4 protein-coding genes and 1 pseudogene are annotated in these 5,998 nt (G+C 73.6%); 2 read left to right on the forward strand and 3 right to left on the reverse strand.

Going from position 1 to position 5,998, the window contains the following annotated elements:
- Window positions 1-43: 43 nt before the first annotated feature.
- Window positions 44-424: pseudogene (locus RNC47_RS35575) on the reverse strand (hypothetical protein); the annotation flags it as partial.
- Between the two features lie 9 nt (window positions 425-433).
- On the reverse strand, window positions 434-1,168 hold the full coding sequence (locus RNC47_RS35580) for a ferritin-like fold-containing protein (RefSeq protein WP_311604955.1): 735 nt from the start codon (window positions 1,166-1,168) through the stop codon (window positions 434-436).
- A 378-nt stretch (window positions 1,169-1,546) separates the two neighbouring features.
- On the opposite strand from RNC47_RS35580, the gene RNC47_RS35585 reads away from it, so the two are divergent.
- Window positions 1,547-3,106 (forward strand): DEAD/DEAH box helicase, encoded by a 1,560-nt coding sequence (locus RNC47_RS35585; RefSeq protein WP_311604956.1) that lies wholly within the window; start codon window positions 1,547-1,549, stop codon window positions 3,104-3,106.
- A 73-nt stretch (window positions 3,107-3,179) separates the two neighbouring features.
- On the opposite strand, the gene RNC47_RS35590 is transcribed toward RNC47_RS35585, so the two are convergent.
- On the reverse strand, window positions 3,180-4,973 hold the full coding sequence (locus RNC47_RS35590) for a bifunctional metallophosphatase/5'-nucleotidase (protein WP_311604957.1): 1,794 nt from the start codon (window positions 4,971-4,973) through the stop codon (window positions 3,180-3,182).
- Window positions 4,974-5,082: 109 nt separating this feature from the next.
- On the opposite strand from RNC47_RS35590, the gene RNC47_RS35595 reads away from it, so the two are divergent.
- Window positions 5,083-5,952, forward strand: a complete 870-nt coding sequence (locus tag RNC47_RS35595) for an alpha/beta fold hydrolase (protein WP_311604958.1) — start codon at window positions 5,083-5,085, stop codon at window positions 5,950-5,952.
- The last annotated feature ends 46 nt before the right edge of the window (window positions 5,953-5,998 follow it).

Here is a 5,998-nt window from a genome sequence, read left to right on the forward strand (position 1 = left end):
GGTGGGGGAAAACACCGCGCGGAGCCCGCGCCGGCGCTCAGGCCGGGGCCAGCCGCAGCAGCCGGCACTCCGCGGCCCAGCGGGCCGCGAGGCCGTCCGTGTCGGGTGCGTTCAGCCGCTTCGCGGCGAGCGCCGCCGCGGTGGACTCCCACTCCTCCGTGCCGGGCGCCAGCTCCGTGACCTCGGCCGGCCAGGCGATCAGGCGGCCGCCCTTGTCCTTGCTGCGGCAGCTGACCACCACGCCGTCCTCGCCGATCCCGTCGAGCGGCTGCTCGCCCGGGCCGCCGACGACGCAGACCGCGCCGTCGTGCCACACGTGCCACAGGGGCCTGGCCCGGGGCAGGCCGTGGGCGCGCACCCACACCAGCCCCGACTTCTTCGCGGACTCCTCGATCAGGGCCCGGTCGAACGCGGTCACCGCCATGCCGGGAGCCTACGCGGACAGGCCGAGCGCGGCCATCCGCCTGGTGTGGGCCTCGGTGATCCGGGAGAACATCCGGCCGATCTCGGCGAGGTCGAAGCCGTCCGCGACGCCGCCCACCAGCATCGTGGACAGCGCGTCCCGGTCGGCGACCACCCGCTGGGCCTGGGAGAGCGCCTCGCCCATCAGTCGGCGGGCCCACAGCGCGAGCCGGCCGCCGACCCGGGGGTCGTCCTCGATGGCGGACCGCACCTTCTCCACGGCGAACGTCGCGTGGCCCGTGTCGTCGAGCACCCGCAGCACGAGGGAGCGGGTGTCGGAGTCGAGGCGGGAGGCCACCTCGCGGTAGAAGTCGGCCGCGATGGCGTCGCCGACGTACGCCTTGACCAGGCCCTCCAGCCAGTCGGACGGGGCGGTCATCCGGTGGAACTCCTCAAGCGCCGCGGCGAACGGCTCCATCGCCGCCGTCGGCTCCTCGTCGATCTCCCGCAGCCGGTCGGTCAGCTGTTCGAAGTGGTGGAGTTCGGCCGCCGCCATCCGCGCCAGCGCCGCCTTGTCGGCCAGGCCCGGCGCCAGCTTCGCGTCGTCGGCCAGCCGCTCGAACGCCGCGAGCTCGCCGTAGGCCAGCGCTCCCAGCAGGTCCACCACCGCGGCCCGGTAACGGGGGTCGGCGGAGGCCGCTGCCCAGTCCTGGGCGGCGACAGCGGTGGTCGGGGCAGGGGAAGCGGGCGTATCAGGCGTCTCCATGGGGGGCACAATAGTGCCCGCCGGTGAGTTCGCGCCCTGCCACATGTGTGGGGTTCCGGGGTACAGTGCTATGGAGGCTCGCCTACAAGCGGCGGGTCCCATCCCCATGCTGGAGTCCCTGGGGCCGGTGCAAGGCCGACGCCTCAGGATCCCCGCGGATGCCCGGTCGGTGGCCCGATCGGCTCCGACCTGACCAGCCCTCCGCGCGGTGAGTGCTCCCGCACCCGCCGCGGCATGAGGGACCCGCTCGCGCGGTGCGTGCGCTTGAGCGAGACGCCCGGGTCCCGCGCCGGCTTGGCCGGCCCCTACAGGGCCCGCCAGCGGCACGGTGGCAAGACCCGCCTCGCCGCGGTGTGCCGCGTCACACAAGAAGAGGCAATGACCCTGTCCGCTACCACCACTTTTCGAGATCTCGGGATCCTGGCCGAGACGGCCGAGGCCCTTGAGGCCGTCGGCATCACCACCCCGTTCCCCATCCAGGAGATGACCCTCCCCGTCGCCCTCACCGGGGCCGACGTCATCGGGCAGGCCAAGACCGGCACCGGCAAGACGCTGGGCTTCGGACTGCCGCTGCTCGAGTGCGTCACCGTGCCCGCCGACGTCGAGGCCGGGCGCGCCACCCCCGAGCAGCTCGGCGACGCGCCCCAGGCACTCGTCGTCGTGCCCACCAGGGAGCTGTGCCAGCAGGTCACCAACGACCTGCTCACCGCGGGCAAGGTGCGCAACGTGCGCGTCGTGCCCATCTACGGCGGCCGCGCCTACGAACCGCAGGTCGAGGCGTTGGCCAGGGGCGTCGACGTGGTCGTCGGCACCCCCGGGCGGCTGCTCGACCTGGCCGGCCAGCGCAAGCTGCGGCTGAACCAGGTGCGCAGCCTGGTCCTGGACGAGGCCGACGAGATGCTCGACCTCGGCTTCCTGCCGGACGTCGAGAAGATCATCGAGCTGCTGCCGGCCAAGCGCCAGACCATGCTGTTCTCCGCCACCATGCCGGGGCAGGTCATCGCCCTGGCCCGGCGCTACATGAACCAGCCCACCCACATCCGCGCCACCGAGCCCGATGACGAGGGCGCGACTGTGGCCAACATCACGCAGCACGTCTTCCGGGCCCACTCGCTGGACAAGGTGGAGATGGTGGCGAGGATGCTCCAGGCCGAGGGCCGGGGTCTCGCCATGGTCTTCTGCCGCACCAAGCGGACCGCGGCGGACGTCGCGGAGCAGCTGACCAGGCGCGGCTTCGCTTCCGCGGCCGTCCACGGCGACCTGGGCCAGGGCGCCCGGGAGCAGGCGCTGCGCGCCTTCCGCAAGGGCAAGGTGGACGTGCTGGTCTGCACCGACGTCGCGGCCCGCGGCATCGACGTGGACGGCGTGACCCACGTGATCAACTACCAGACGCCGGAGGACGAGAAGACCTATCTCCACCGGGTCGGCCGCACCGGCAGGGCGGGCAACAAGGGCATCGCCGTCACCCTGGTGGACTGGGACGACATCCCGCGCTGGCAGCTGATCAACAAGGCGCTCGGTCTCGACTTCCCCGACCCGGTCGAGACCTACTCGACCTCCCCGCACCTCTTCGAGGCGCTGGCCATCCCCGAGGGCACCAGGGGCACGCTGCCGCGTGCCGAGCGCACCAGGGCCGGGCTCGACGCCGAGGAGGTCGAGGACCTGGGCGGCCCGGACAGCAGGCGCTCCGCCCAGCGCCGCTCCGCCGGTGCCGCGGCCCCCGCGGCCAAGCCCGCGCGCAGCAGGCAGCGTCGTCGCACCCGCGGCGGCGTGGCGATCAACGAGGCCGGAGGAGCGGCCGAGGCGGTGGAGGCGGCGGCGCCAGCGGCGGCCACCCCCGAGCCGGAGGCCGGGAAGGCCACCGCGCCGCGTACCCCGCGCCGCAGGCGGCGGACCAGGAGCGGGCAGCCCGCCCGGGCCGAGCGGACCGAGTCCTGACCCGACCACCCGTGTTCCCGTGCGGCGGACGCCGGTCCGCCGCACCCGCAACGGGTTCCACGGCTAGAACCGGCTAGAACACCGGGACGCCGTCCCTGGTGAGGCGCCAGTCGACGGAGGCGAAGGCGGACGGATCGATCTCGCCGCTTTCACGCACCCAGTCGATGATCGTGTTCCGGATCTCATCGGAGTTCGACCAGAGCTGATCGGCGGCCGCGACATGCGGAAAGTTGCCGCCGCCGTTGGCCCGGTAGTTGTTGACCGCGAGCACGAACTCGGCGTCGTCCGCCACCGGCTCGCCCCCGAACCGCAGGTCGACGACGCGTGACCCCGGCTCCCTGGCGATGTCGATGTCGTACGTCACCCCGCCGACCACGTCGTAGTTGTAGTCCGGGATGCCACCCGCGTTGGTGAGCCCGGCCGGGTCCACGGGAGCGCCCGCCGGGGTGCGCACGAAGTAGCGCGCCGAGTACTCCAGGTAGTCCCGCAGCTGGGCGCCGGTGATCAGGCGCGCCTCCAGCGTGTTCTCGTAGACGTACATGCCGGCCACGTCCCTGATGGTGACCTCGCCCGCCGGTATCGCGGCCGTGCGCGAGAAGCAGGCCGCCTGCGAGAGCACCGGCAGGTCCGCGTACTCGCCGCCGGCCAGCGCGGCCCGCACCGTCTCCGCCTGCACGTGGTTGATGAAGTCGATGATCGCGGTGTCCCGGTACGGCGCCTCGGTCGCCGTCATGGACGCGGTGGCGGTGCCGATCACCTGGTTCACGTACGCGACGACGTGGGTGTGCTGCTCGGCCAGCAGCCCGGTGATCTCCGGGTCCTCCTCCACCGTCCTGGTGTCGCGCAGGCTCGCCGCCACCCGCTCCACCCGCCAGCCGCCGCGCTCCCAGACCAGCTCGAAGTCGAAGAGCGTCAGCCGCTTCCCCCAGAACAGCGGCTCGGACAGCACCACCTCCCGCCCCGTCTCGGCGTTGGTGACCCGGCGCTCGGCGATCTCCGCGTGCGCGTGCCCCACCAGGATCGCGTCGATGCCCGGCACCCGCTCGGCCACCAGCGCCGCCGCGTTCTCCACGTGCGGCAGCTGGTCGCCGTAGGAGGACGTACCGCTCGTGCCGGAGTGCGCCGACACGATCACGACGTCCGCGCCCATCGCGCGCAGCCGGGGCACCCAGTGGGCGGCCTGCTCCTCCAGGCCGGGGAAGACCATCCGGCCCTCCACGTGGGCGCGGTCCCAGACGGCGATGCCGGGGTTGGTGAGGCCGAGCACCGCCACCCGCACGTCACGGCCGTGCGGGGTGCGCAGCCGGGTCATCCAGTAGGGCGGGAAGGCGGGGCGCTCGGTGGCGGCGTCCAGTGCGTTGGCGGCCAGCAGCGGGAAGCGGCACTGCCGCTCGAACGCGCGGAGCAGCGGGATGCCGTAGTTGAACTCGTGGTTGCCCAGCGCGGCCGCGTCGTAGCCGATGGCGTTCATCGCCAGCGCCATGGGGTGGACCGGGCCGCGGGCCCGGGTGATCGGGTCGACCTTGGCGTAGTAGTAGGCCAGCTGGGTGCCCTGGATGGTGTCGCCGGCGTCGATGAGCAGGGTGTTGCGGGCGCCCTTCTCCCGGCGCACCTGGTTGACGAGGGTGGAGAGCTTGGCGAGACCGATGTCGTTGCCGCCGCTGTCGGTGAACTCCGCGTCGGTGAAGTAGTCCCAGTTGAAGACGTTGCCGTGCAGGTCTGTGGTGCCCATCACGGTGAAGGCGTACCGCCTGGCCGACCCGCCGCCGGCCACCGCCGGTGGCGCGCCGACGGTGCCCGCGATGGCCACCCCGGCCCCGGTCGCGGCCGTCCGGCCGAGGAACGCTCTACGGTCGAGCGACGACATCGGTGACTCCTTTTTCTGGTTTCTGGAAACGCGCGTAGATTCTGGCGGCCCGTCCGGGCCGGGGAACAGCCCTCGTGGGTTTCGCCTGGGTGACGGTTACGCTCAAGGGGTGAGCAGACCCCCGTTCGCCGTGCCACCGGTCGGGGTCACGGCCCGTCGGCTGGTGACCCGTCGCGGAGAGTTCGCGGTGCTCGACGCGGCACCGCGCGGCGAGCGGCCGATCGGCACGGCGCTGCTCATCCCCGGCTACACGGGGAGCAAGGAGGACTTCATCGCGCTGCTCGCGCCGCTGGCCGAGGCCGGCTACCGGGCGGTCGCGGTCGACGGCCGCGGCCAGTTCGAGTCCTCGGGGGTGCTGCCCCACGCCGCGTACCGCCTCGGCGCGCTGGCCGAGGACGTGCTGGCGCAGGCCGAGGAGCTGGGCCCGGAACCGATCCACCTCGTGGGCCACTCGCTCGGCGGCCTCATCTCACGCGGCGCGGTGCTGCGGGCCGCGGCGGCCGGCCGGAAGCCGTTCACCTCCCTGACGCTGATCGCCTCGGGCGCCGGGCGGGTGGCGCGCTGGCAGCGGATCAAGGTGCGGGCGCTGGCCGTGACCCTGCCGGTGCTGGGCGCCGGCACGATATTCCGCCTCGTGCACCGGCGCGGCACCGAGGCGGAGGCGGAGATCGACGAACTGCTCCGCCGCCGCTGGGTGTCCAACGCGCCGGCCCAACTGCGGGCCACGGGCCGCACCCTGCGCTTCGAACCGGACCGCGTCGCGCGGCTGGCCGCCGTCGGCCTCCCGATCCACGTGCTGTCCGGCGAGCGCGACGGAGCGTGGCCCGTGCGGGGCCTCGACCGCATGGCCCACACGCTGCGCGCCCGCCGCACGGTGATCCGCGGCGCGGGCCACTCCCCCAACGCCGAACGCCCCGACGCGACGGCCGCGGCCCTGACCGAGTTCTGGTCCGAGCTCTCGCGCGACGCGCGAGGCTAGGCCACGCGGCGCGTCCTCGCGCGCGGCGCGAGGGGACGCCGGTGCC

The organism is Streptomyces millisiae (assembly GCF_031845425.1).
GTDB lineage: Bacteria > Actinomycetota > Actinomycetes > Streptomycetales > Streptomycetaceae > Streptomyces > Streptomyces millisiae.

What these genes read in the sequence shown, in the direction of transcription:
- RNC47_RS35580 (WP_311604955.1), bottom strand. Translation starts at nt 1,168, where the DNA reads ATGGAGACGCCTGATACGCCCGCTTCCCCTGCCCCGACCACCGCTGTC.
- RNC47_RS35585 (WP_311604956.1), top strand. Translation starts at nt 1,547, where the DNA reads ATGACCCTGTCCGCTACCACCACTTTTCGAGATCTCGGGATCCTGGCC.
- RNC47_RS35590 (WP_311604957.1), bottom strand. Translation starts at nt 4,973, where the DNA reads ATGTCGTCGCTCGACCGTAGAGCGTTCCTCGGCCGGACGGCCGCGACC.